23 protein-coding genes are annotated in these 26,971 nt (G+C 45.8%); all 23 read left to right on the forward strand.

Annotated elements, in window-relative coordinates; all coding sequences use genetic code 11:
• The first annotated feature begins 121 nt into the window (after positions 1-121).
• The 23 genes from ACUYLD_RS05130 (at position 122) to ACUYLD_RS05240 (ending at position 26,970) form a co-directional block, all read left to right on the forward strand.
• Positions 122-4,438, forward strand: a complete 4,317-nt coding sequence (locus ACUYLD_RS05130; RefSeq protein ID WP_250268108.1) for a PolC-type DNA polymerase III — start codon at positions 122-124, stop codon at positions 4,436-4,438.
• Positions 4,439-4,750: 312 nt separating this feature from the next.
• Positions 4,751-5,212, forward strand: a complete 462-nt coding sequence (rimP, locus tag ACUYLD_RS05135; RefSeq protein WP_061829440.1) for a ribosome maturation factor RimP — start codon at positions 4,751-4,753, stop codon at positions 5,210-5,212.
• A 101-nt stretch (positions 5,213-5,313) separates the two neighbouring features.
• Complete coding sequence (nusA, locus tag ACUYLD_RS05140) at positions 5,314-6,411, forward strand: transcription termination factor NusA (RefSeq protein WP_013309927.1); 1,098 nt, start codon at positions 5,314-5,316, stop codon at positions 6,409-6,411.
• 23 nt (positions 6,412-6,434) lie between these two features.
• Positions 6,435-6,743, forward strand: a complete 309-nt coding sequence (gene rnpM, locus ACUYLD_RS05145; RefSeq protein WP_007430067.1) for an RNase P modulator RnpM — start codon at positions 6,435-6,437, stop codon at positions 6,741-6,743.
• Positions 6,736-7,059 carry a L7Ae/L30e/S12e/Gadd45 family ribosomal protein gene (locus ACUYLD_RS05150; RefSeq protein ID WP_025720915.1) on the forward strand — a complete coding sequence of 108 codons (324 nt, stop codon included), beginning with the start codon at positions 6,736-6,738 and terminating at the stop codon, positions 7,057-7,059. The genes rnpM and ACUYLD_RS05150 overlap by 8 nt, the downstream gene beginning before the upstream one ends.
• The gene (gene infB / locus ACUYLD_RS05155; protein ID WP_446674532.1) at positions 7,052-9,607 is read left to right on the forward strand and encodes a translation initiation factor IF-2; all 2,556 of its coding nucleotides are present in this window, start codon (positions 7,052-7,054) and stop codon (positions 9,605-9,607) included. Before ACUYLD_RS05150 ends, infB begins: the two co-directional genes overlap by 8 nt.
• A 20-nt stretch (positions 9,608-9,627) precedes the next feature.
• Positions 9,628-9,978 carry a 30S ribosome-binding factor RbfA gene (gene rbfA, locus ACUYLD_RS05160; RefSeq protein ID WP_010346342.1) on the forward strand — a complete coding sequence of 117 codons (351 nt, stop codon included), beginning with the start codon at positions 9,628-9,630 and terminating at the stop codon, positions 9,976-9,978.
• Between the two features lie 51 nt (positions 9,979-10,029).
• A complete protein-coding gene (locus ACUYLD_RS05165) occupies positions 10,030-11,007 on the forward strand; it encodes a DHH family phosphoesterase (protein ID WP_061829438.1) in 978 nt (325 codons plus the stop codon).
• Positions 11,004-11,939, forward strand: coding sequence for a tRNA pseudouridine(55) synthase TruB (gene truB, locus ACUYLD_RS05170; RefSeq protein WP_446674533.1), 936 nt, complete (start codon positions 11,004-11,006; stop codon positions 11,937-11,939). The genes ACUYLD_RS05165 and truB overlap by 4 nt, the downstream gene beginning before the upstream one ends.
• 58 nt (positions 11,940-11,997) lie before the next feature.
• Complete coding sequence (locus tag ACUYLD_RS05175; RefSeq protein ID WP_446674534.1) at positions 11,998-12,936, forward strand: bifunctional riboflavin kinase/FAD synthetase; 939 nt, start codon at positions 11,998-12,000, stop codon at positions 12,934-12,936.
• A 132-nt stretch (positions 12,937-13,068) separates the two neighbouring features.
• Entirely contained in the window at positions 13,069-13,338 is a 270-nt protein-coding gene (rpsO, locus tag ACUYLD_RS05180; protein ID WP_007430074.1) for a 30S ribosomal protein S15, read from the forward strand.
• Between the two features lie 214 nt (positions 13,339-13,552).
• Positions 13,553-15,655, forward strand: coding sequence for a polyribonucleotide nucleotidyltransferase (pnp, locus tag ACUYLD_RS05185; RefSeq protein WP_250261597.1), 2,103 nt, complete (start codon positions 13,553-13,555; stop codon positions 15,653-15,655).
• A 230-nt stretch (positions 15,656-15,885) separates the two neighbouring features.
• Positions 15,886-16,890 (forward strand): polysaccharide deacetylase family protein, encoded by a 1,005-nt coding sequence (locus ACUYLD_RS05190; protein WP_348624976.1) that lies wholly within the window; start codon positions 15,886-15,888, stop codon positions 16,888-16,890.
• Positions 16,891-16,956: 66 nt separating this feature from the next.
• On the forward strand, positions 16,957-18,222 hold the full coding sequence (locus ACUYLD_RS05195; protein ID WP_446674535.1) for a M16 family metallopeptidase: 1,266 nt from the start codon (positions 16,957-16,959) through the stop codon (positions 18,220-18,222).
• Positions 18,200-18,646, forward strand: a complete 447-nt coding sequence (gene dut / locus ACUYLD_RS05200) for a dUTP diphosphatase (RefSeq protein ID WP_013309936.1) — start codon at positions 18,200-18,202, stop codon at positions 18,644-18,646. The genes ACUYLD_RS05195 and dut overlap by 23 nt, the downstream gene beginning before the upstream one ends.
• A gap of 184 nt (positions 18,647-18,830) precedes the next feature.
• Positions 18,831-19,730, forward strand: a complete 900-nt coding sequence (dpsA, locus tag ACUYLD_RS05205; protein WP_250261595.1) for a dipicolinate synthase subunit DpsA — start codon at positions 18,831-18,833, stop codon at positions 19,728-19,730.
• A complete protein-coding gene (locus ACUYLD_RS05210; RefSeq protein ID WP_250261594.1) occupies positions 19,727-20,320 on the forward strand; it encodes a dipicolinate synthase subunit B in 594 nt (197 codons plus the stop codon). Before dpsA ends, ACUYLD_RS05210 begins: the two co-directional genes overlap by 4 nt.
• A gap of 134 nt (positions 20,321-20,454) precedes the next feature.
• Positions 20,455-21,492, forward strand: a complete 1,038-nt coding sequence (locus ACUYLD_RS05215) for an aspartate-semialdehyde dehydrogenase (RefSeq protein WP_165175626.1) — start codon at positions 20,455-20,457, stop codon at positions 21,490-21,492.
• Between the two features lie 23 nt (positions 21,493-21,515).
• Positions 21,516-22,733 carry an aspartate kinase gene (gene dapG, locus ACUYLD_RS05220; protein WP_250261593.1) on the forward strand — a complete coding sequence of 406 codons (1,218 nt, stop codon included), beginning with the start codon at positions 21,516-21,518 and terminating at the stop codon, positions 22,731-22,733.
• Positions 22,734-22,772: 39 nt separating this feature from the next.
• Positions 22,773-23,654 (forward strand): 4-hydroxy-tetrahydrodipicolinate synthase, encoded by an 882-nt coding sequence (gene dapA, locus ACUYLD_RS05225; RefSeq protein ID WP_250261592.1) that lies wholly within the window; start codon positions 22,773-22,775, stop codon positions 23,652-23,654.
• Between the two features lie 349 nt (positions 23,655-24,003).
• Positions 24,004-25,683: a ribonuclease J gene (locus tag ACUYLD_RS05230; RefSeq protein ID WP_446674536.1), complete on the forward strand. Its 1,680-nt coding sequence runs from the start codon at positions 24,004-24,006 to the stop codon at positions 25,681-25,683.
• A 229-nt stretch (positions 25,684-25,912) separates the two neighbouring features.
• Entirely contained in the window at positions 25,913-26,761 is an 849-nt protein-coding gene (locus tag ACUYLD_RS05235) for a ClpP family protease (RefSeq protein WP_446674537.1), read from the forward strand.
• On the forward strand, positions 26,758-26,970 hold the full coding sequence (locus ACUYLD_RS05240) for a YlzJ-like family protein (protein WP_061829428.1): 213 nt from the start codon (positions 26,758-26,760) through the stop codon (positions 26,968-26,970). Before ACUYLD_RS05235 ends, ACUYLD_RS05240 begins: the two co-directional genes overlap by 4 nt.
• Position 26,971: the final 1 nt, after the last annotated feature.

Below are 26,971 nucleotides of genomic sequence, written 5' to 3' on the forward strand. Positions count from 1 at the left end.
ATCTATGTCGTTGTGAGAAGGATTGAAGAGGGCTACGAAAAGCTTTTGCGGTCGGAGATGTTTTTGACGCAGAAGCTTTTCATGTTTTCAGAATGGTAGATTTAAAATTGGGGGGAGAGCCATGGGCGGAGCTGAAGAAAAGAGAAAGCGGCTGGAACTGCTGATGAAGCAAGTTGGGATGCCGGCTGGAGTGGTTGAACCTTATTTTTTGGACGGTTGGATTGATCAAGTGGAGATTAGCCGTACCAATAAGGATTGGAATATCACCATTGCCAAGGAGACACTGGTCCCCGCTCAGGTGTATCGTACGTTCTGTATTCAAGTACAGGAAAAAATGAGTCACATCGCAAAAATTACGTTCCGTTTTCAGTATAGTGAGCAGATTCAGCCTGGTGATATCATCAGTGAATACTGGAAACTTTTTCTAGAGTGGGTGCATCGTGAGATCCCATCTGTTAACGGTTGGATGAATCGGGCTGTGCACGAGTGGGAAGACGGTCTATTATTGCTGACGATGAGCGACAGTATGTCATTAGAACTGGCGCGTAAAAAACAGATAGATCAAGCTATCATCAAATTTTACGATAAATATTTTGGACTCTCTATGCGCATTAAAGTCCAAGTGGGTGAAAGTAACCAGGAGGCATTACAGCAATTCCAAGAAAAGAAGATGCAGGAAGAACGCGAAGTTATTCAGCAGATGATGGAAAGTATGGAATCCGAAATGCCGCCTTTGGATGAAGAAGAAGGAGACGTACGGCTTCAATTTGGTTATGACATCAAAGAACCAGCTGTTCCGATGCAAGATATTCAGGACGAAGAGAAAAAAGTCACCTTACAAGGAACAATCTTCGGTTTGGATAGTAAAGAATTGCGCAATGGCAGTACGTTGTTTACGTATTATTTGACCGACTTTAGTGATTCCCTGCAAATGAAAATGTTTGCTAAAACTAAAGAAGATCTGAAGATCCTCAGTTTGTTGGCTAACGGGAAATGGGTTAAAGTGCGGGGGCGAGTTGAATATGATCGTTTTATGCAAATTCCCGAGCTGGTTATGATTCCTTCCGATCTAGTTGAAGTACAGGCTCCACCCACACGTAAGGATAATGCAGAGGAAAAACGGGTTGAGTTCCATCTCCACACAAAGATGAGTGCTATGGATGCTGTTGCCTCGATTGATCAATACGTCAAAACAGCTGCCAAATGGGGGCACAAGGCGATTGCGGTCACTGATCATGGCGGTGTGCAGTGCTACCCTGATGCTGCTAAGGCTGCAAAGAAAAACGGCATTAAAATGATCTACGGTGTTGAGGCTAATGTGGTTAATGATGCTGTTGAGGTTGTAATGCAGGCACAGCCATTAAATTTGAAAACAGCGACTTATGTCGTTTTTGATATTGAAACCACCGGTTTATCGGTTACACAGAATAAAATCATTGAGATTGCGGCTGTGAAAATGCATGATGGCAAAGAAGTTGATCGTTATGCTACCTTTGTTAATCCGCATGAGCGCATACCATACAATATCCAGCAACTGACCAACATTAACGATGAAATGGTCAAGGACGCGCCGGATGTAGAACCTGTTATGAAGGAGTTTGTAGCTTTTGCTGGCGATGCTGTATTGGTTGCCCATAATGCGCGATTTGATGTCGGCTTTATCCAGGCGACCCTTCGAAATATGGGTTTGCCTGAAATGACCAATCCGGTACTGGATACGCTAGAACTGGCTCGTTTACTGTTTCCAACAATGAAAAACCACCGTCTGAATACGCTGACGACCAAATATAAAGTGGCGCTAGAAAGTCATCACCGAGCCATTGACGATACAGTCGCACTGACTGAAGTGCTGAATGGCTTGCTGAATGATGCGGAACAAATTAAGGGTTTAAAAATGCTCGATCGTCTGAATGATTATGTGGGTAAGGATTTATCGACCGTTCGTCCTTTTCACTGCTGTATTTATGCCCTCAATCCGATTGGTAAAAAAAATCTGTACAAGCTGGTTTCGATGTCTCATACCGAATATTTTAAGCGTGTGCCCTGTATTCCTAAATCCAAATTGTCAGAAATGAGAGATGGATTGCTTATTATTTCTGGTTGCGAAAAAGGAGAGTTCTTTGAGGCTGTGTTGAACAAGTCCGAGGAAGAGGCTGAGGAAATTGCACAGTTTTATGATGTGTTGGAGATTCAACCTTTGACGATGTATATGCATTTAGTAGAAAAACAACTGGTAAGCGGGCCAGATGCTCTGAAAACGGCAATACGTAAAGTATGCGAAATTGGACGGCGACTTGATAAGCCCGTAATTGCCACAGGCAATGTTCACTATTTGGAAACTCGCGATAAGTTGTACCGTGATATTACGATACACGGCATTACGGGATTTAGCCCGCTAAAAGATATTCGTAAGCCAGATGCGCATTTACGCACCACAGACGAAATGCTGGCAGAATTCGAGTTTTTGGGCGAGGAGAAAGCCTATGAAGTCGTTGTGAAGAATACCAGTGAGTTGGCGGATCGATTTGAGGAGCTGGAGCTGTTCCCTGACAAGCTGTTCACACCTTTGCTCGATGGGGCGGACGAGGAAATCCGCAACACTTGCTACGAGACAGCTAAATCCATCTATGGTGAGGAATTGCCCGAAGTGGTTGTAGCCCGTCTTGAAAAAGAACTAGAGCCGATTATTAAATACGGTTTCTCTGCCAACTATCTCATTTCCGAGCGTTTGGTTAAAAAGTCTAATAAGGATGGATATCTGGTAGGTTCACGGGGTTCTGTTGGATCTTCTGTAGTCGCTACCTTTCTCGGTATTTCCGAGGTTAATCCACTGCCTGCACATTATATTTGCGGTAATCCTGAATGCAGACATAGCGAATGGATTTTGGACGGTAGTGTGCCGAGCGGATTTGACTTGCCGGACAAAAACTGTCCCAAATGCGGTGGCAAACTGAAGGGTGAGGGACAGGATATTCCGTTTGAAACGTTTCTTGGGTTTAAGGGAGATAAAGTTCCCGATATTGACTTGAACTTCTCTGGCGAATATCAACCTGTCGCACATAACTATACGAAAGTACTGTTTGGTGAGAAAAGTGTATTCCGTGCTGGAACCATCGGTACAGTTGCCGAGAAAACAGCCTTTGGCTTTGCAAAGAAATATGAAGAGGCGCATCATAAAAAATGGCGTGGGGCTGAGCTGAACAGGCTGGCTTCGGGCTGCACAGGGGTCAAACGCAGTACCGGGCAACATCCAGGCGGAATTGTTGTTGTTCCCGATTATATTGAGGTCGAGGATATTACGCCGGTACAGTACCCCGCCGATGATACAAGCTCGGAATGGAAAACAACGCATTTTGATTATCACGCTTTTGATGCGAATCTACTCAAACTCGATATTCTGGGTCATGATGATCCGACCATGATGAGGATGCTTCAGGATTTGACTGGTGTCGATCCTACGACCATTCCAATGAATGATCCAAAGGTGATGAGCATGTTCAACTCCACGGAGGCGCTCGGTGTAACACCCCAGCAAATCCGCACACCTGTAGCTACCTATGGTGTACCAGAAATGGGGACGAAGTTTGTACGCCAAATGCTAGTAGAGTCGCAGCCAAGTTCTTTTGCTGACTTACTGCAAATATCCGGACTGTCTCACGGCACGGGCGTATGGTTGGGGAACGCACAGGAACTGATTAAGAATAATACCTGTAACATCAAGACTGTAATTGGTTGCCGTGATGACATTATGCTATTTTTGATTTACAAGGCAGGGATGGACGCAGGTCTGGCCTTTAAAATTACGGAGAGCGTACGTAAAGGTAAGGGGCTTAGTGCTGAATGGATTGAGGAAATGAAAAAATGCAAGGTGCCACAGTGGTACATTGATTCCTGTCTGAAAATCCAGTACATGTTTCCGAAGGCGCATGCTGCAGCCTACGTTATTTCAGCAGTGCGCACAGCGTACTTTAAGCTGTATCATCCGATTGAATATTATGCGACTTACTTTTCAGTACGTGCAGCCGATTTTGATATTGAGCTGTGCTGTCAGGGATATGATGCAATCGCACGGAAGATTGTCGAAATCGAGCAACTCGGCTTTCAGGCACCGCCCAAAGAAAAAGGGATGCTTCCGATCCTGGAAATGGCTCTGGAAATGACAGCTCGCGGGTTTAGTTTTAAATCGATTGATTTGTACCGTTCTGAAGCTACACGCTTCAAGGTGGATGGAGATTCACTCATTCCGCCATTCGGAGCTCTTCAGGGAATTGGAGACAATGCAGCACGTAACATCGCAGCCTCCCGTGAACATGGTGAATTTTTGTCTGTCGAGGATTTTCAACAAAAATCGAAAGCAAGTAAAACCATTGTCGAAATGCTGTCACAGATGGGTTGCTTTCGAGGTCTGCCAGAGAGTAATCAGCTGTCTCTGTTTTAATCCGAACCACAGTAGTCAAGCTCTGGCACTTGTCACATAACTATGGTTATGTTATAATTTTTTTGGTAATCATGGAGATAAAACCGTTGCTAAAAGAGTGGGGAAACCCACTCTTTACTGTTTGATATACAGTTACAACGTGAAAAGGTTATTTTTGGGCACGAAACCGGTACGCCGGTTTATTTGCAGTGAGCCCGAAATGAACATTACATCAAATGAAAATGAAAAAGCCGGTGATGGAGAAGCATTGTCCATGGTACTAGGGCGTCTTTTTTTCACCACAGGAAAGTTCACTTTTGGAGGTTATAATCTTTGAGCACACCAAAGATCAAATCAGTAGTAGAAGAAATGGCCCAACCTTTCCTCGATGAGCATGGTTTTGAACTGGTCGATGTCGAGTATGTCAAAGAGGGCAGCAATTGGTTTCTTCGCGTTTTTGTGGACAAAGACGGAGGAATTGATCTGGACGACTGCAGTATGATCAGTGAATATCTGGGTCAAAAGTTGGATGAAAATGACCCTGTTTCTACAGCATATTTTCTGGAAGTGTCTTCACCAGGCGCCGAAAGACCGCTGAAAAAAGCGGAGGACGTTACTAAAGCGGTAGGCAAAAACGTATTCGTTACTACATACGAGCCGATCAACGGCCTGAAGGAATTCGAAGGTCGTTTGCTTTCTTTTGAAGACGGGGAACTTACCGTTCAAAGCGGACAAAAGAAGCATGCCATACCTTATGACAAGGTAGCTGGTGCAAGGCTCGCGATCATATTTTAATTCAGATTTGACTGTTGCTGTTTGACATGTACTACATGTTTTTTTGCCTCGTGTGCCGACCAGTACGCAGGTGCATCATTTGAAAGGGGGAGCAGTAATCCATGAGTATGGATTTTATTGAAGCAATGAACGAGTTGGAAAGAGAAAAGGGGATCAGCAAGGATGTGCTGTTTGAGGCCATTGAAGCAGCCTTGATTTCCAGTTACAAACGGAATTTCAACACCGCACAAAACGTGCGTGTTGATATGAACCGCAACTCGGGAGTCATTAAGGTATATGCCCGCAAGCTGATCGTTGAGGAGGTATTGGATCCTCGCACCGAGATTTCGTTACCTGCGGCCCGTGAGATTAACCCGCATTTTCAGTTGGAAGATATCGCTGAAATCGAAGTCACACCACGTGATTTTGGACGGATTGCTGCACAAACTGCGAAGCAAGTCGTGACCCAGCGTATCCGCGAAGCGGAACGGGGACTGATCTACAACAAGTTTGTGGACAAGGAAGAAGATATTGTAACAGGAACTGTACAGCGTCAAGACCCGCGTAACATTTATATTGATCTTGGTAAGGTGGAAGCGGTTCTCCCGTTAGGTGAATTGATGCCTAATGAGAAATTTAGCCATCTGGATCGAATCAAGGCTTATATTACCAAAGTAGAAAACACAACCAAAGGACCGCAAATTATGCTGTCCCGATCACATCCGGGTCTGCTTAAGCGTTTGTTCGAACTCGAAGTGCCTGAAATTTTTGATGGTGTTGTAGAGATTCGTTCCGTAGCGCGTGAAGCAGGCTTCCGTTCTAAAATCGCGGTTCATTCCCGTAACGCCGAGGTTGACCCAGTTGGCTCTTGTGTGGGTCCTAGAGGAACACGTGTACAGACTATTGTAAATGAGCTGCGTGGCGAAAAAATCGACATTGTACGTTATTCCGATAATGTTGATGAATACGTGGCTAATGCGCTGAGCCCATCCAAGGTGCTCGAAGTGCAAGTATTTGAAGAAGAGAAAATGGCGCGTGTTATTGTGCCTGATTATCAGCTTTCTCTTGCTATTGGTATCAAAGGGCAAAATGCTCGTCTTGCTGCTAAGCTTACGGGCTGGAAAATTGATATTAAGAGTGAAACACAGGCGGAGGAAGAACTCGGCAGACCGAGAACATCCACCGATGAAATGCATCAGGATTCCGTTTCTGTAGATTAAGCGGAGTGTAGGGGGGTTAATGCATGAAACAGAGAAAGATACCTTTGCGCAAATGTGTGGCCTGTCATGAAATGATGCCAAAGAAGCAGTTGATCCGTGTCGTCAAAACCCCTGAAGACGAAGTGTTGATTGACTTGACTGGCAAAAAGTCGGGACGCGGCGCTTACTTGTGCGGCAAAGCCGCCTGCTTCAAGCTGGCTCAAAAGAGCAAGGCACTGGATCGAGCATTGAAGCACTCGGTTCATCCTGATATTTATGAGCAGCTAAGTCGTGATTTTGCTGCCGTCGAGGAAGAATTCCTGGCGGCACAAGGCAGCGTGCAGGATGAATAAGGCGCTGTCTGGATTGGGTCTTGCCATGAGAGCTGGCAAGCTGCTAACAGGTGATGAGATCGTTTTTAAAGCGATCAGGTCTTCAGAAGCCAAGCTGGTCATTCTTGCGAAAGATGCTTCAATGAATACTCAAAAGAAATTCCGCGACAAATGCGGGACGTACAAAATCCCCTTATTGATAGGATTTGACCGGGAAAGCTTGGGAAGCAGTATCGGCAAACCTGAACGGGTTGTGCTGGCTGTGACGGATCAAGGATTCGCGAAATTGATCAAGAAACATGCGGGGATAATGTCGGAGGTGGAGTATATTGAGTAAACAAGAAAGCAAAGACAAAGTGCGGGTATACGAATACGCCAAATCGTTGAACATGAGCAGCAAAGAAATTATCACCATTCTTAAACGGCTGGATATTCCCGTGAACAACCATATGAGCGTCATGGAACATGATGCCGTAGGTAAAGTGGAAAGTTTTTTTAAGAATATTAAATCCAATGCTGCGGCCAAGCAAGGCGAAGCAGGTACGGCGCAAGTAAGCTCGAATCAGGCCGGTTCAAGCCAGAATAGTAATCATTCAACTGAGCAAACCAAAAATCAACAGGAAAAGCAGGTAAGTATGAATAGGACAAACAACAACCAAAACAGTAACCGAAGCAGCGCTCCAAAAGCGCAAAGCAGTCAGCAGGGCGGTCAAAACCGCAGTCAACAAAGTACTAGCAGACCCACTGGTCAGCAAAGTACACAAAACCGCAGTAATGGTCAACAACAGGGAGGACAACAGCGTCCTAGTGGCAACACAGGTTCGCGTCCTCAAGGTAACCAAAGCACTAACTCACGCCCTCAGGGAAGTAGTCAGGGTGGTACGGCTGTAAGAACATCATCCTCCACAGGTAGCAACAATGCGAACCGTAGTGGTGGCAACCGTACAGGCAGTAATTCCAACAACGGTGGTAACCGTTCCGGTCAAGGACGTTTTGACGATAACCGTCAAGGCGGCGGACGCGGTGGTAACGGTGGTCGCGGAGGCAATAATCGCGGTGGCAGTAATCGTGGCGGGAAATTTAACAATCGTGGTAAAGGTCAACAACAGGAACGTCGCGAGAAAATCGACAACACGCCTAAGAAAATTATTGTGCGTGGTGAGATGACCGTAGGCGAAACAGCCAAGCTTCTTCATAAGGATGCGTCAGAAGTCATCAAAAAGCTGATTATGCTCGGAACGATGGCGACCATTAACCAGGAACTGGATATGGATACCATCCTCTTGCTTGCCGGAGACTTTGGCGTCGAGGTAGAAGTGAAAATTCCGGTCGAAGAAGATCGTTTTGAAACCGTGGAAGAAAATGATGATCCTGCGGATCTGAGAACACGTCCACCAGTTGTAACGATTATGGGTCACGTCGACCATGGTAAAACAACTTTGCTGGATGCCATTCGCTCGACTAATGTAACCGGTGGCGAAGCTGGCGGTATTACACAGCATATTGGTGCATACCAAGTTGAAATTAATAGCAAAAAAATCACTTTCCTGGATACACCGGGTCACGAAGCCTTTACCGCTATGCGTGCACGTGGTGCTCAAGTGACAGATATGACGATTATCGTGGTTGCAGCTGACGACGGTGTTATGCCACAGACGGTCGAAGCTATTAACCATGCGAAGGCAGCAGGTCTGCCAATTATCGTAGCTGTCAACAAGATCGACAAACCGGATGCCAACCCGGATAAAGTGAAGCAAGAACTCACTGAATATGAATTGGTACCTGAAGAGTGGGGCGGCGATACGATTTTCGTCAACGTTTCCGCGAAACAAAGAATGGGTCTGGAAGACCTGCTTGAAATGATTCTGCTCGTAGCTGAAGTGAATGAGTACAAAGCGAACCCGAACAAACGGGCACGTGGTACCATCATCGAGGCAGAACTGGATAAAGGCCGCGGTTCTGTAGCCCGTATCCTCGTTCAGAACGGTACACTGAAAGTCGGCGATGCTTTCGTAGCGGGTAACTGCTTCGGACGTGTGCGTGCTATGGTCAACGATAAAGGTCGTCGTCTTAAGGAAGCGGGTCCTTCCACTCCAGTTGAAATTACTGGTTTGACAGAAGTTCCACTTGCTGGCGATCCATTCATGGTGTTTGAGGATGAGCGCAAAGCTCGTGCTATTGCTGACAGACGTGCGATCACGCAACGCCAATCTGATCTGGGCAGTAATACCCGCGTAACACTGGATGATCTGTTCCAACACATCAAGGATGGCGAAATGAAGGATCTGAACGTCATTATTAAAGGTGATGTACAAGGTTCCGTCGAGGCGTTGAAAGGTTCCTTGAACAAGATTGAAGTCGAAGGTGTGCGCGTTAAAATTCTTCACAGTGGTGCAGGAGCAATCACCGAATCCGATATTATTTTGGCCGCAGCTTCCAATGCTATTGTCATTGGTTTTAATGTTCGTCCGGATAACCAGGCGAAATCTACAGCGGAAGCTGAAAAAGTGGACATTCGTCTACACCGTGTCATTTACAATGTCATTGAAGAAATAGAGCAAGCCATGAAGGGCATGCTGGATCCTGAATATAAAGAAAATGTGATTGGGCATGCTGAAGTACGTAACGTATTCAAAGTTACTAAAGTCGGTACGATCGCTGGTTGTATGGTGACATCCGGTAAAATTACCCGTTCAGCAGAAGCACGCCTGATTCGTGATGGCATCGTCATTTTTGAAGGTAAAATCGACTCACTGAAACGCTTTAAGGACGACGCAAAAGAAGTTGCCCAAGGTTACGAATGCGGTATTACCCTTGATGGCTATAATGATGTTAAGGAACTCGACATTATTGAAGCGTTCGTCATGGAAACAGTGGAGCGCTAACGGCAGAGAGGTGAGCATCCATGGCTAAAATACGTACAGGTCGGGTTGGCGAGCAGATCAAGAAGGAGCTAAGCCAACTCATTCAAACTGAATTAAAAGACCCCCGCATCGGTTTTATCACCGTAACGGGTGTCGATCTTACAAATGATTTGTCCCAAGCGAAAATATACTTGAGCGTGCTCGGGGATGAAGAACAAAAAAATTCTTCCCTGAAAGCATTGGACAAAGCGAACGGTTATCTTCGTTCTGAACTCGGCAAACGGATACGGCTGCGCCATATTCCTGAGTTGATTTTCAAAATTGACGAATCTATTGCTTACGGCAGTCGAATTGAAAAACTGCTGAGTGATATCGACAAGGATGAAAAATAAAACTTTTAGTTTGTCTGAAGGAACCATGAACTGAATGTAAAGGAGAAGGCAATGCATACCTATGAACAGGCGCTTCAACAAGCGAAGGAATTTATTCTGGAGCATGATGATTACCTGATCGTATCGCATGTACAGCCGGACGGAGACGCAGTCAGCTCCACCGTAACGGTGGGCTGGCTTCTCTCATGTCTGGGGAAGAAATTTACCATGCTGAATGAGGGGCCTATTCCCAAACGTATGGATTTTTTATGGCATGCCGATGAGATTATGGATATGAGCCAGCAACCGCCAGAACGGAAATACAACCGGATCATTTGTGTAGATTGTGCGGATTACCGTCGTGTTGGTTTGACAGAGCAGTTTTTTTCGGAAGATGCCATTATCCTGAATATTGATCATCATCCAACGAATGATGCTTACGGTACAGTTAATGTGATTAAGCCGGATGCTGCGGCAACAGCAGAAATTCTTTTTGATCTACTGAAAGAGTTTGCAGTAACCTGGGATGTCGAAATAGCAACGGCTTTATATACAGGGTTGCTAACGGATACAGGAGGTTTCCGTTACTCCAACACTTCACCGAAAGTGATGTCTACTGTGTCACAGCTACTTGCTTACGGTGTAGATGGTCCATCTTTATCCGAGAAATTGCTCGAGGAAATGACCTTTCCACAAATGAAGGTGTTAACAAAAGCATTGCAAACGCTCACGATGTCGGAGGATGGGAAAGTCGCTTGGGTCGTAGTAACCCCTGACGACATGACGGATTGTGGTGCTGTAAATGAGGACTTGGAAGGCATCGTGAATTATCCAAGAAATATTCGTGGAGTTGAAGTAGGCATTTTCTTTAAGGTTATTAATGATCAAGCGGTCAAGGCCAGCTTGAGATCGGCAGGGAATGTTGATGTAGCTGCGCTGGCTCAATCATTTGGGGGCGGTGGACATGTACGTGCAGCTGGCTGCCGGCTAGAGGGTAAGCTGGGAGATATCATTGAGACAGTTGTAGGGCGGGTGAAATCTGAGCTATGAACCCAATAAAAAAGGAACAGGCAACTTGGGAAGGCATTCTACCTGTCTATAAACCTGCTGGATTTACCTCTCATGATGTGGTGGCCAAGGCTCGCCGTTTATTAGGTATGAAGAGAATCGGACACACTGGAACGCTTGATCCGCAGGTAACCGGTGTTTTGCCCTTGTGTCTGGGACGTGCTACCCGTGTGGTGGAATACATGCAGGAGCGGCCCAAGGAATATCGGGCTACACTGCGATTAGGAATTGCCACGGATACCGAAGACCTGACTGGGAAAATCACGGAAGAGAGTGAACGTCCCGTAGAGGTGACGGAAGTGGAAGTCAAAGCGGTTCTGAAGCGTTTTGTTGGTACGATCTCCCAAGTACCTCCAATGTACTCCGCGCTAAAAGTGGACGGCAAACGTCTATATGAACTGGCTCGAGAAGGCAAAACCGTGGAGCGCAAAAGTCGTGAAGTGAGTATTTACGAGTTGGAAATGACGGGATTCGCGGAGACGGGGGCGTATGTGGATATTTCTTTTCGTGCCTTATGCTCCAAAGGTACTTATATCCGTACACTATGTGTTGATATTGGTCGTGAATTAGGATATCCTTCAACGATGGTTAAGCTGGAGCGAACCATGTCTGCGGGAATTCCTGCGGAACATTGTCTGACTTTCGAAGAAATAGAGCGTTTCGTTGCGGATGGCAGTCTTGGAGAGCGACTTATTACAACGGATCAGGCGATTGACTATATGCCTGAGCATATAGTGGCTGAAGCCAAGGTAACTGCGGCTCTGCAAGGCCAACGCCTGTCGCTGAATATGATTTCACCACCTGTGACGGACAATCAGCCCTTCCGTTTGTATAAAGAGGATAAAACGTTTTTAGGCATATATGGTCGGGATGAATCAGACGCGATCGCTCCCATTAAAGTTTTTTTACCTTGAATTGTGCTATAATTTTGACGAAGTTAGTCAAATGATGTGAAATGCAGGTGAATTAATAATGATTACCGTATCGTTATCTTATCCATTGAGTGATGAGCTTTTGCAGCAATGGGGACGTCCACAGGTCACGGCGATCGGTCAGTTTGATGGTCTTCATCTGGGACACGCAAGCGTGATACGTAAGGCCGTTGCGCTGGCTCGTGAACAGCAGGTGCCGGTATCTGTCATGACATTTCATCCTCACCCGAAGGAAGTCATGAAAAAAGGCGATTATGAAGGTTATTTAACACCGCTTGCGGACAAGCAGACTATTCTGGCTGATATGGGTGTGGACGTACTTTATATTTTGAGTTTTAACGAAGAATTTTCCAAGGTCAGCCCTGAGGCGTTTATGAGCGACGTGCTGCTTCCATTGCACATTCGAACAGCGGTAGTAGGCTTTGATTTTCGGTTTGGCCACCGGGGAGCCGGGCATGAGGATACACTTCGGAAGCTGGGAGGAGAGCTGATGTCGGTGCACACCGTACCACCGTTCGAACTGGATGGGGACAAGGTGAGCAGCTCTGGCATTCGCCGTGCTTTACAGACCGGGGATCTAGCACATGCCTCTCGCTGGTTGGGACGTCCTTATCGTATCCAGGGTACTGTAATGGATGGAGAGAAGCGCGGACGTACGATCGGTTTTCCGACCGCTAATCTCAAACTGGATGACACTTACGTGATTCCGATTAAGGGTGTGTACGCTGTACGGGCGCTTGTAGGCGATCGTTGGATAAACGGTGTAATGAATGTAGGGGTTAAGCCTACTTTTCATGAAGGTGTGCTGAATCCGTCGTTTGAGGTACATTTATTTGATTTTAATCAGCAAATTTATGGAGAGTCTGTGCTTGTGGAGCTTCACCACTATATCCGCCCTGAACGCAAATTCTCTTCGGTGGATGAGCTGATCAGCCAAATTGGCAATGACGCACAAACGGCTAAAAAGCTGTTAGGCTAATTTATTTACATAAGACAGGCGCTGTGTTATACTGACTTATGTTGTGTAAACAACGATGAACCTTAGCTTGGTTGTCCGCTTTCACCGGCGGCTACGAGGCTAATGGCGATTATAATGAAGGAGGTGAACAGGATGGCATTGACTCAAGAGCGTAAACAGCAATTGATCGAGGAGTACAAAACTCATGAATCCGATACAGGATCACCAGAGGTACAAATCGCTATCCTTACTGAAAACATCGTCAACTTGCAAAGTCACTTTCGTTCGCACAAGAAAGACCATCACTCCCGCCGCGGGTTGTTGAAAATGGTCGGTCAGCGTCGTAAACTTTTGGCTTACCTGAAGAAGACTGATGTTAAACGTTACAGTGCGTTGATCGAGCGTCTCGGACTGCGTCGTTAATTTTCAGACATGTAATGAGAAAAGAAGCCTGGTTGTTCACCGCTTGTCCCTGCTAAGGCGACGGCGGACAGCAGCCGGGTTCTTTTTTGAAATGAGGAATCTTTTTTTGAATTACATATCCTGATTTGTCTGCTAGCTTCTTATGAATAAGACCTGCGCAGGAAATACTGGATATGTATAGAACTTTTACAATGAAATGAAATGGAGGGATACCATGGAGCAACGCGTAGAAATGCAGCTCGGCGGAAGAAAGCTGGTGTTGGAAACAGGACGTCTTGCGAAACAAGCCAATGCGGCAGTTAAAGTGAGCTACGGAGAAACAGTTGTGCTTTGTACCGTGACCGCTTCCCGTGAACCGAAAGATTTGGACTTTTTTCCACTGACCGTAAACTATGAGGAAAGATTGTATGCTGTGGGGAAAATTCCTGGCGGATTTATTAAACGTGAAGGACGTCCGAGTCAAAAAGCGATTTTGTCCAGCCGTTTGACAGACCGTCCAATTCGCCCATTGTTCCCGGAAGGTTTCCGGAATGATGTACAGGTGTTGAATCTGGTTATGAGTGTCGATCAGGATTGCGAACCTGAAATTGCAGCAATGATCGGAACCTCGGCAGCACTTAGCATTTCGGATGTGCCTTTTAATGGGCCAATCGGTGGAGTCGCTGTAGGACGTGTAGACGGGCAATTTGTGATTAACCCGGATATTGCACAGCAGAATGCAAGCGATCTGTACCTGGTTGTAGCCGGAACGAAAGATGCCATCATGATGGTAGAAGCCGAAGGCAATGAGATTCCAGAGGAAGTTATGCTGGAAGCTATTATGTTCGGTCATGATGAGATTAAGAATATTGTGGCAGTTATTGAACAATTGGTGCAAGTAGCAGGTAAAGAGAAAATGCAGGTTAAACTGCATGCTGTTGATGAAAAAGTGAACAGTGAAGTACGTGCTTATGCAGCTGAACGTTTAATGCAAGCTGTTAAAATTGCAGAAAAACATGCCCGTCAAGAGGCAATTGATGCAGTCAACGAAGAGACAGTTGCCCATTTTGAAGCACAATACATAGAGACACCTGAGCTTTTGAGCGACGTGAGCGAAGTTCTCTATGATATCGTTAAGGAAGAAGTACGTCGTCTGATCACGCATGATAAAGTGCGTCCTGATGGTCGTAAGCTTGACGAAATTCGTCCGATTGAAAGCGACACTAGCATTTTGCCGCGTACTCATGGTTCGGGCTTATTTACACGCGGTCAAACGCAAGCACTTAGCATTTGTACACTTGGTGCATTGGGTGATGTACAAATTTTGGACGGTATTGATCTGGAAGAAACAAAACGCTTCATGCATCATTACAATTTCCCGCCATTCAGCGTAGGTGAGGCTCGTCCTTTGCGTGCGCCAGGTCGTCGTGAAATCGGACATGGTGCTCTTGGCGAACGTGCGCTTTCCAAAGTAATTCCTTCCGAAACTGAATTTCCATACACCATCCGTCTGGTTTCCGAGGTACTGGAATCGAATGGTTCGACTTCACAAGCTAGTATTTGTGCAAGTACACTGGCTATGATGGATGCAGGTGTACCGATTAAAGCTCCGGTTGCAGGTGTAGCCATGGGATTGATCAAGGATGGAGACCATGTTTCCGTATTGACTGATATCCAAGGTATGGAAGACCACCTGGGCGATATGGACTTTAAAGTTGCTGGTACCGCGGAAGGCGTAACTGCCATTCAAATGGATATTAAAATTAACGGTATTGACCGCCAGATTTTACAGGATGCGCTCAAGCAAGCTAAAGAAGGACGTTTGTTCATTCTTAGCAAAATGATGGAAGCGATCCAGAAGCCGCGTGAGCAGTTGTCTCCGTATGCTCCAAAAATTATGACGATGCACATTAACCCGGACAAAATCCGTGATGTTATTGGGGCTGGTGGTAAAATCATCAACAAAATCATCGAAGAAACCGGCGTGAAAATCGATATTGAACAAGATGGTCGTGTGTTCATCGCTTCCACAAATCAAGAGATGAATGAAAAAGCACGTTCTATTATTGAGGGTATCGTAAAGGAAGTCGTGGTCGGTGAGATTTACATCGGTACAGTAAAACGGATTGAGAAATTCGGTGCATTTGTTGAAATTTTACCGGGCAAAGATGGTCTGGTTCATATTTCTCAACTGTCTACTGAGCGTGTAGCCAAAGTTGAAGATGTAATTGCTATTGGGGATACAATTACGGTGAAAGTAACCGAAATTGATCAACAAGGTCGTGTCAATCTGTCCCGTAAGGCTGTTCTGACTGCAGAAGCACCTGCCAAATCCTAGGTATCTGCATGTTGCAGACTAGAAAGGCAGGAGTAGCTTTTCGTATTAACAGTACAAGGGATTTGAATAGCATTGTTTAAGCTTTAGGAAAGAGGCAGAGCTACGTTTCTGGCTCTTTTTTCATACATATGCACAAGCTGCACCCAAGTGAGCTTCTAGAGCTTGCTACGTCATAGTTCTTGTCCTCGCCGCATACAATGTGGACAAACGGGCGGGGGGATGAAGGAATTATGAGTAGGGCAAAACGAGCAGTGTGGGTGGTAGCCAGTTTAGCCATCACACTCGTAATCGGGCAGTTTAGTGGGGTTCGTGACTACGCTAGTCAATTACGCAATGGAGACGTTACAGGGGTTAAAGAGCCAGAGACTGTAACCACGATGGCGATAGCAGCTTTGCCCGACAATGCGCTTATGCAGCGACTAAGAACAGAAGCAGCACGTCAGCGACGGGAACCAGTTGATGCCAAGATCGACAGGGTATGGAAGGCTATTCCAGGCTATAACGGACTGGAGGTGGATTTGGATGCTACCTATCGCAAAGCAATTGCATCTCCGGATCGACCCATTCAATATGTTTATCGGCAATTGGCACCTAAAATACATTTAAATCAGCTTGGTAATGTTCCAATCTACAGGGGAAATCCCGAAAAGCCGATGGTATCTTTCATGATCAATGTAGCATGGGGGAATGAATTTATCCTGCCGATACTGAACACGCTGGATCAGGAAAAGGTCAAGGCTACATTTTTTCTTGATGGAAGTTGGTTGAAAAAAAATCCTGATCTCGCCAAGGAGATTCAAAAAAGAGGGCATGAGCTTTCGAACCATGCATACTCTCATCCGAATATGAGCCGTCTGAGTCGGGCCAGAGCCACACAAGAAATTGAAAAGACTCAAGTGCTTCTTCAAGAAACTTTGGGTATCAAAAATAACTGGTTTGCCCCTCCATCGGGTGATTTTAATCAGCAAACGGTGGATATAGCAGCAGAACGTGGGCTCAAAACAGTGTTGTGGACATTGGACACTGTAGATTGGAGACATCCATCACCGGAATCGGTGATTAACAAAATCAGTAGTAAGGTTGAATCAGGCTCCCTGATATTGATGCATCCAACAGATTCCTCATCGGCTGCTCTCAAAGGCATGATTCATGCTATTCGTAGTAAGGGACTTGTGCTCGGAACTGTCAGTCAGACACTTTCCCCTGATCGGCAACTACCTGCTCCGGTTGAGTGAACGTCCTTTTTCTGTTAGGATTGAACATTATGGCTAAGTATGCAATTCAGTTTAGGAGGGCCAATCGTGGAAAGAATTCAACTTAAAAACGGCCTAAGAGTGGTCATTGAAAAAATTCCAACCGTACGTTCAGTTTCTTTCGGTATCTGGGTTAAAACTGGCTCCCGGAATGAAACACAGGACAATAGCGGTATTTCTCATTTTATCGAACACATGCTTTTCAAAGGAACAGAGCGTTTTAACGCTAAGGAAATCGCTGAGCAATTCGATGCCATCGGAGGAAATGTTAATGCTTTCACTTCGAAGGAATATACATGCTATTATGCCAAAGTATTGGATGAGCATCTACCGATCGCAGTTGATGTGCTGTCTGATATGTTTTTTAATTCCAAACTAGATCAGGAAGAATTGGCAAAAGAGAAGAATGTGATTTTGGAGGAAATCTCCATGTACGAGGATACACCGGATGATATGGTGCACGATCTTGTATCTCGCGCGGCCTATGGTGAACATCCACTGGCTTATCCGATTCTCGGAACCGAAGATCACCTGCTTGCTATGGATAGCTCACACCTCAGTCATTATATGAAGGAGCATTATACAATCGACAATACAGTTATCAGTGTGGCTGGTAATGTTGACGATCGCTTGGTAGAATTGTTGGAGCGACATTTTGGACATTTTGATAATCATGGCACCGTTTCGCCGCTGACAGTACCTGTGTTTAACGGTGAGCTGTTGTATCATGAGAAAGCAACGGAGCAAAATCATATTTGTTTATCCCTGCCTGGATTTGCAGCGGGTGACGAGCTCCAGTATACTATGGTTTTGCTGAATAACGCGATCGGCGGCGGCATGAGTTCACGTTTATTTCAAGAAATTCGGGAAAAGCGTGGGCTGGCTTATTCGGTCTATTCCTATCATAGCTCCCATGCGGACAGTGGGTTGTTCACGATCTATGCAGGTACGGCTCCTAAGCAAACAAAGGACGTGCTGGATTTGACGCTGGAGCTTTTACGAGATGTAGCTGTCAACGGTTTGGACGCTAATGAGCTTCGTAAAGGTAAGGAGCAATTAAAAGGAAGTTTGATTTTAAGCCTTGAAAGTACAGGTAGCCGGATGAATCGGCTTGGAAAAAATGAATTAATGCTCGGTCAGCATTATACGCTGGATCAAATGATCGAACATATCGAGCAAGTGACGGCAAATGATGTGAACAAAGTGCTGGATCGGATGTTCTCGGAGCCGTTTGCCCTGTCGATGGTGGGAGCGAGTGATTCAGCGGTAAAGGATATGAGGAGGGACTATTTTGTTAACTTACGTGGAAATTAACAGACTTGCGGGCAATGAAGATATTGAGCTGCCACGCAAAATGTCAGAGCTTGCATCAGGGTTTGACTTGTATGCAGCAGTACAGGAAAATCTGGTACTGGAACCCGGCAAACGTTGCCTCGTTCCAACTGGATTTGCAATAGCTATGCCAGCGGGATTGGAGGCACAAATCCGTCCGCGAAGTGGACTGGCTCTTAAGCATGGTATTACTTGTCTCAATACACCGGGAACGATTGATGCGGATTATCGTGGAGAGATCAAGGTACTTCTTATTAATTTGGGGGAAGAATCGTTCACGATTACGCGCAATGAGCGAATTGCACAAATGGTATTTCAGGTTGTACCTGAGGTAGAGCTGAAACAAGTAGACCAATTATCTGAAACAGTGCGTGGTGCTGGAGGCTTTGGCCATACAGGACGCTGAGCTATGGTTGGTTTGCAATGTAAGAATGTCTATTTTGTAAAAGCTTCAAATTTACTTGCTTAAGAGTAAGTATGCATATAAAGGTCGCCTCATCAAGGGGCGGCTTTTTTTTGTGTTTTTTCACCCCTCTCCGGGCACTCGCATAGACTAAAAGCATATCGTGTCTCGGAAAGGAGTGATCCGGATGCTAACAGGAATACGCGTCGTTGTTTTGGGTGGCGATGCGAGGCAGCTTGAGGTAATCCGCAAATGTGTGGACATGGATGCTACCGTCAGTGTGGTCGGTTTTGACAAGCTTGAAGTACCACTCAAAGGAGTGACACTAGAACCAATGTCTGTCAAGCTGCTGGAATCGTCAGACGCACTGATTTTGCCGGTGGTGGGATGCGATGAGGAAGGCAACGTAAATGCACTTTTCGGAGCACAGAAGCTCCAGTTTCTGAATGAACATGCTGCTGCTCTTCCACCGCATTGCGTTGTATATACAGGGATGGCGCGGACGTACTTAAAAGAAATTTGTACCAGACATGAGTTAAAGCTGGTAGAGCTGCTGGAGAGAGATGATGTGGCCATATACAACTCTATACCTACGGCCGAAGGCGCACTGATGATGGCCATTCAGCATACTGATTTTACGATTCACGGTGCAGATTGTATGGTTCTAGGCATGGGACGGACTGGATTTACCATGGCAAGAGCACTACAGGGGTTGGGAGCCAGAGTGAAGGTTGGAGTACGGCGGGCAGAGGATGCAGCAAGAGCCGTGGAAATGGGTTGGGAGCCTTTTATGACAAGGGATTTGGCGCATGAGACAAAGGGAGTTGACTTGATTTTTAATACGATACCCTCTATGATTATCACAGCGCAAATCCTGTCTAAATTGCCATTGAGCACCGTGATTATAGATCTTGCTTCCGCCCCAGGCGGATGTGATTTCCGTTATGCGGAAAAGCGTGGAATCAAGGCTATGCTTGCCCCTGGTCTTCCCGGTATAGTTGCTCCCAAAACTGCTGGTGCCATTATAGCGAATACGCTGGTGCAGTTGTTAATGGAAGATAATCCTGATCGGGGGGATGCACAATGAGTTGGCAAGGGAAAACAGTAGGGTATGCAATTACAGGCTCACATTGCACATTTGAAGAGGTAATGCCTGTTATACAGCGCTTTGTTGATGAGGGTGCGAAGGTCGTTCCTATTATATCCAATACAGTACTAACAACGGATACGCGCTTTGGTACTTCGCAAAGTTGGCAAAAACAGTTGAAAGATATAACAGGGAATGATATCATTTCTACAATTGTGGAGGCTGAGCCACTGGGTCCCTCCCAAATACTCGATGTGCTGGTGATTGCACCTTTGACGGGGAATTCGATGAGTAAGTTAGCGAATGCAATGACAGACAGTCCAGTTTTGATGGCTGCCAAGGCGCAATTGCGCAACGGTCGTCCACTTCTTTTAGCTATATCTACTAATGATGGACTGGGTCTAAATGCTGCCAATATCGCCAAATTACTCGTAGCCAAAAATATCTTTTTTGTGCCGTTCGGACAGGACAATCCAGTTAAAAAGCCGAACTCGCTTGTAGCTAACATGGAGTTGATTCCGGAGGCTGCTTATGAAGCATTGCAGGGCAAACAGCTTCAGCCGATGATTGTGGAACGCAAGACCCTATGAAGTATTATAGTTAACTGCTGAGCATCCCTCGCCTAGAAGATGATTCGATATTGTATCGGGTCTAATTTCTTGTTGGCGGTGGATGCTTTCAGAATAAAAAATGGTTTTTTAGTCGAGAAGGGGAGATACACCAGATGAGCAATAGAAAGTTTAATGTAGCTGTCGTTGGAGCGACAGGCGCTGTAGGAGAACAGATCGTAAATCTGCTGGAAAAACGGGATTTTCCTGTGGACAAAATCAAATTTCTTTCTTCGCCTCGTTCTGCCGGCACGTTAATTAGCTTTAAAGGTCAGCAAATTCCAGTAGAGATTGCTACCCCCGACAGCTTTGAAGGAATCGACATTGCTTTGTTTAGTGCAGGTGGAGACGTAAGTAAGGAATTGGCGCCGCATGCTGTTCGTCATGGGGCAGTTTGCATTGACAACACCAACGCATTCCGAATGGATCCAACAGCTCCTCTTGTAGTGCCTGAGGTGAACAGCGACAAAATTGCCGAGCATCAAGGAATTATTGCGAACCCGAACTGCTCCACCATTCAGATGGTAGCTGCTTTGAAACCATTATATGATCAGTATGGCATCTCTCGTATTATTGTATCCACATACCAGGCCGTTTCCGGCGCTGGAAGCCGAGCTATTGATGAATTGAATCGTCAAAGCGCAGCGATTCTGAACGGTGATGAAGTCCAGCCTGATCTGTTGCCAGTAGGCTCGTTGCCAGTAAAGCATCAGATTGCTTTTAATGCTATCCCGCAAATCGATAAATTCCAGGACAATGGTTATACACTGGAAGAAATGAAAATGGTACGTGAAACGAAAAAAATACTGGGTGACGAATCTGTGGACGTAACAGCAACGTGTGTGCGTATTCCTGTTGTATACGGTCACTCGGAATCTGTATATGTAGAACTTAAAAAAGATTATGATTTAGAAGAAATCCGCAATCTGCTGGCTTCGGCACCGGGAGTAACGCTGGTGGACGATCCTGCTGCTCAGCTTTATCCACTGGCATCTGATGCTGCAGGAAAACCTGACGTATTTGTGGGGCGTGTACGCCGTGATTTGGGCAATAGCCGTGGATTGAATTTGTGGGTCGTATCCGACAACCTGCTTAAAGGAGCAGCATGGAACGCGGTGCAAATCGCGGAAATTATTGCTGCAAACGCGGAGTAACGTTCCGATATGGGGGAAGAATAATGGGTATTTTGGTGCAGAAATTTGGGGGAACCTCGCTGTCCACACCTGAAGCACGTCAACTTGTGCTGGCACATGTGAAGCGGGAGTTGGAACAAAATCTTCAATTGGTTGTTGTTGTGTCGGCCATGGGGAGAAAAGGAGAGCCTTATGCCACCGACACGCTGCTGGATTGGGCGGCGTCTAACGGCGACAGTCTTCCGAAGCGCGAACGGGATTTACTGCTGTGCTGTGGTGAAATCATTTCTGCTGCTACATTATGCAGCCTGATGGAGAAGGAAGGTATTCCTGCTACGGTGCTAACTGGGGCACAGGCGGGCTTTATTACGGATGATCAATACGGCAATGCTCGTATTTTGGATATAAAGCCAGACCGTGTTGTTGAAGAGTTGAACCTAGGTAGAGTTGTCATTGTGACAGGTTTTCAGGGACAAACAGCAGACGGTGATATGACTACCTTGGGTCGGGGAGGCAGCGATACGTCAGCTACTGCTCTGGGTGCTGCTCTACATGCGGATATGGTTGATATTTATACGGATGTGAATGGTATATTGACTGCCGATCCGCGCATTGTGGAAAACGCAAAGCCACTTACACATGTTAGCTATACGGAGATTTGTAATATGGCTCATCAGGGAGCAAAGGTTATCCATCCTCGTGCTGTTGAAATCGCTATGCAGGCTAATATCCCGGTCCGTGTTCGCTCTACCTTCTCCGAAGGAGAAGGTACGTTAGTTACCCACCCGGAAGGCTTCAAAGACGTGCAGGCAGACATTGTAGACCGTTTCGTGACCGGTATTGCGTATGTCGGCAATGTCACTCAGATTAATGTTGAATTAAAGCCGGGTTTGGAGCACTTGCAATTACAAGTATTCAAATCTATGGCTGAACATGGAATTAGCGTTGACTTTATTAACGTAACGCCATCGGGGGCAGTTTATACTGTGTTCGATCATGATGGAAGCAAAGCGGTTGAAGTATTGAACGGTTTGGGTCTAGAACCTAAGATACTGGCCGGGTGTGCTAAAGTTTCTGTCATAGGCGGTGGTATCAACGGGGTACCAGGCATTATGGCGACGATTGTGGAGGCATTGGCAGAATCAGACGTACAGATCCTTCAATCCGCAGATTCCAACACGACGATCTGGGTACTTGTTAAAAAAGAAGATATGGTGCAGGCTGTACGCGCATTGCATAATAAATTTGAACTCCATCAATAGGCGCATTGTCCGTGCTCGGACTTGCAAAAAGGAGGCAGCATGGTGAACTTCGGCAGATTGATTACCGCAATGGTGACACCTTTTGATAAGCAAGGAGAGATTGACTGGACTGCATTGTCCTCGTTGATTGATTACTTAATAGAAGAACAGCACTCAGAGTCACTTGTTGTATCTGGAACAACAGGGGAGTCTCCTACCCTGAGCGATGATGAAAAAATCAAGTTGTTTGCATTTGTTGTAGAAAAAGCAGCTGGACGATGTAAAATTATTGCCGGGACTGGAAGCAACAATACGCGTCACTCCATTCATCTAACTCGTGCCGCGGAGCAGGCAGGAGCAGATGGTGTTCTACTGGTAGTGCCATATTATAATAAACCGAATCAGGAAGGGATGTATCAGCATTTCGAAAGTATTGCGAACTCCACATCCCTCCCAGCTATACTGTATAATGTTCCAAGTCGTACTGGAGCGAGTCTAACAGCTGAAACAACACTGCGCCTTGCACAAATTCCGAATATTGTGGGAACTAAAGAATGTGCATCACTTGCGCAGGTCACACAGATTGCAGCGGCAGCGCCAGAAGGTTTTCTGGTTTATTCCGGGGATGATGCTTCTGGGTTGCCTGCTATGGCTGTAGGTGCTTATGGTATTATCAGCGTAGCGAGTCATGTGGTAGGTGCTGAAATGAAGCAGATGATCGATTCACTTGTAGGAGGACACTCGCAGGAGGCAGCAAAGTTGCATCAGCAGTTGTTCCCGATTTTCAAGGGTTTGTTTGGCTGTCCTCATCCTCTGCCTAATCCGGTGGCAGTAAAATATGCATTGGAATTACGGGGGGTTAAGGTAGGTTCGGTTCGGTTGCCGCTCATTCCTCCAACTCAGGATGAAGCGGAATTTATTAAGAAATTATTTACCCGCTAAAGAGAAATAGGAATGTAAGATGTTAATTAATACTAAGGAGTATCCTTGTTAAGGGCAGTCGGTAGGTACAAAACCGATAGGGTTTATTGTCTGACAAGGTTCCCAGCGTGAAGGGCGTTCTTATAGGACGCCCTTTTTGCTGTGCTTTTAACCATGTATGTAGACAAAATGACAGATACTAATGGTTTCAGACGGCAATGGGAAACCTAGCGTAACGAACAGGATGACTTGTTTTTTCGTATTTTAATCATGTATAATGGGGTCAAGTGACTGGGTGCGGTATTTTTTTGAAAATTAAATAAACAAATCAAGGTACGACGTCCAACTACCATAGGAGGTTTAGATTCATTTGTCTAAAAAAACAAACAACGATAAATTGATGATTTTCGCTTTGGGCGGCGTCGGTGAAATCGGGAAAAATATGTATGTCGTTCAATACGGCAATGACATTGTCGTGGTGGATTCCGGTTTGAAATTCCCGGAAGAGGACATGCTGGGCATTGATATCGTTATTCCTGATATTTCCTACCTTACAGAGAACCGCGACAAAGTAAGAGGCATTGTGCTGACTCATGGTCACGAGGACCATATCGGCGGTTTGCCTTACGTGTTGAAACATTTGAATGTACCAGTATATGGTACCAAATTGACGCTGGGATTGGTGGAAAACAAGCTGAAGGAAGCGAATCTGCTTGGTGAAACCAAACGTATTTTGATCAATGCTGATTCTGAAATCAAGCTGGGTTCCACACTGAAAGCAACATTCTTCAGAACCAACCATAGTATTCCAGATTCTGTAGGTGTATGTATTGATACTCCTGAAGGCGCTGTTGTTCATACAGGTGACTTCAAATTTGACCATACTCCGGTCAACGGACAATATGCAGATTTGCAGCGTATGGCTGAAATTGGCACACGTGGCGTACTGGCTCTTTTGTCAGACAGTACGAATGCCGAAAAACCGGGCTTTACACCTTCGGAAAAGAGCGTTGGTATTGTCCTGGAAGACATTTTCCGCAAGTCGAGACAGCGTGTGGTCGTAGCTACTTTTGCTTCTAACGTACATCGTATTCAACAGGCAATTAATGCTGCTGAAGCAACGGGACGTAAAGTAACAGTTATTGGTCGAAGCATGGTTAATGTCGTAGGTATTGCTTCGGACTTGGGCTATTTGGAAATTCCAGATGGAATGCTGATTGAGCCTGAAGAAGTTGGCAAAATGTCAGCGGATCGTGTAGTTATTCTCTGCACAGGTAGTCAGGGTGAACCGATGTCAGCTTTGACAAGAATGGCTCGTTCCACACATCGAAAGGTTGACATTCTTCCAGGGGATTCAGTCATCATCGCAGCTACTCCAGTACCAGGTAATGAAAAATACGTTGGACGCACAATTGATGAGCTGTTCCGTCTGGGTGCCAATGTATATTACAGCGCAGCTAATCCAGGTATCCACGTTTCTGGACACGGAAGCCAGGAAGAACTCAAGCTGATGCTAAATCTGATGAAACCAAAGTTCTTCTTGCCAATTCATGGTGAGTTTAGAATGCAACGTCGTCACGCTCTTCTTGCTGAAGGCGTAGGTATTGAGCCTGAAAATATCTTTATCACGGATATCGGTGAAGTCATTGAAATTCAGAATGGTGGAGCACGCAGAGCTGGTAAAGTTACAGCAGGTAACGTACTGATCGATGGACTAGGCGTAGGGGATGTAGGAAATATCGTATTGCGCGACCGCAAATTGCTGTCACAGGACGGTATTTTGGTAGTTGTTGTTACGCTGAGCAAGCAAGACGGAACGATTAAATCGGGACCAGATATCATTTCTCGAGGTTTCGTATATGTCCGTGAATCGGAAGGTTTGCTGGATGAAGCGAATCGTATTGTCTCAAGTACACTGCATAAGCTCATGAGTGAAAATGTAAATGAATGGGCTTCCCTCAAGACAAATGTCAAGGATGCACTAGGTCGCTTCTTGTATGAGCAAACTCGTCGGAGACCGATGATCCTGCCAATTATAATGGAAGTGTGATTCAATTGAAATTTGTTCAAAAACCTGAATTAAAAACTTAAGTCACAGGCACACAGTCGCCTCTCTTCCCGCAGGAAATATTGGACGGTTTCCGCGGGAGGAGAGGCTTTTTTGATTTCCTGGGACAAGGAAAGGCATGGGGGTGGGTATAAAATATTCCATTTCTATCCCATACTATAGGGTGAATACGGGTCATATAGATGCGTAAAGCGAAAGGAAGATCACCCATATGGAACAATACAGCAATCTAACATCTGGCAATGAGGAAAGCGAAGCGCCAGATCAACCAGAAATTGGGCAAAGACCCGCTTTACCTGCTATGGAGGCTTTGCAGCAACTGGGTCAAACCTCCATGCCTGGAGGCGAGTCCAATATTTTTTGCATGACGATTATCGGTCAAATTGAAGGGCATCTCATTTTGCCGCCTCAAAACAAAACGACAAAATATGAGCACATTATTCCCCAGTTGGTAGCGGCAGAACAAAATCCTCGTATCGAAGGATTAATGATTTTGCTGAATACAGTTGGTGGTGATGTAGAGGCAGGACTGGCTATTGCTGAAATGATCGCATCGATGAGTAAACCAACGGTGACCATTGTCATAGGTGGGGGGCATAGCATCGGTGTGCCTATTGCTGTGTCTTCCACTTATTCCTACATTGCGGAGAGTGCGACGATGACCATTCATCCCATTCGTATGAGCGGTCTGGTCATTGGAGTACCACAAACTTTTGAATACATGGAAAAAATGCAGGAACGTGTTGTACGCTTCGTCGTTTCTCATTCTCGTATTACAGAAGAGCAGTTTAAGGAATTAATGTTTAAAACCGGTGAGTTAAACCGCGATATTGGTACAGCGGTTGGAGGAGCTGATGCAGTGAAGTATGGATTGATGGACGCGGTTGGAGGCATCGGAGAGGCTTTAAAACAGCTGAACACCATTATTGAAACGCGGCGTCAGCAAAACGGGATCGCTGGGATTCAACAGCAGGCTCCGTATGCTCCTTTTTCTCCTAGTGCCACAGGAACTCCTACAGAGACACTGTCAGGGGAGCCTAGCGGGGAGCTACCACAATGACACTATATACTGTAATGCCAATGGAAATGGTATGGCAAGGGATGTGGAAAGAGGCTGAGGAGTTTGCAGAGGTTCGGGTAGACGGTCTACTTATGCAAGTACAGCCGCTTGAAAGTCGTCGGGGGATCATTGTACGGTTGTTGGACTGTCCGTTGGAAGCCTACCTGAATCCGCGTTATGGACCAGGTCAAGTCATCGAGTGGTCGTAGA

This window comes from Paenibacillus sp. SER-28, from assembly GCF_052906305.1.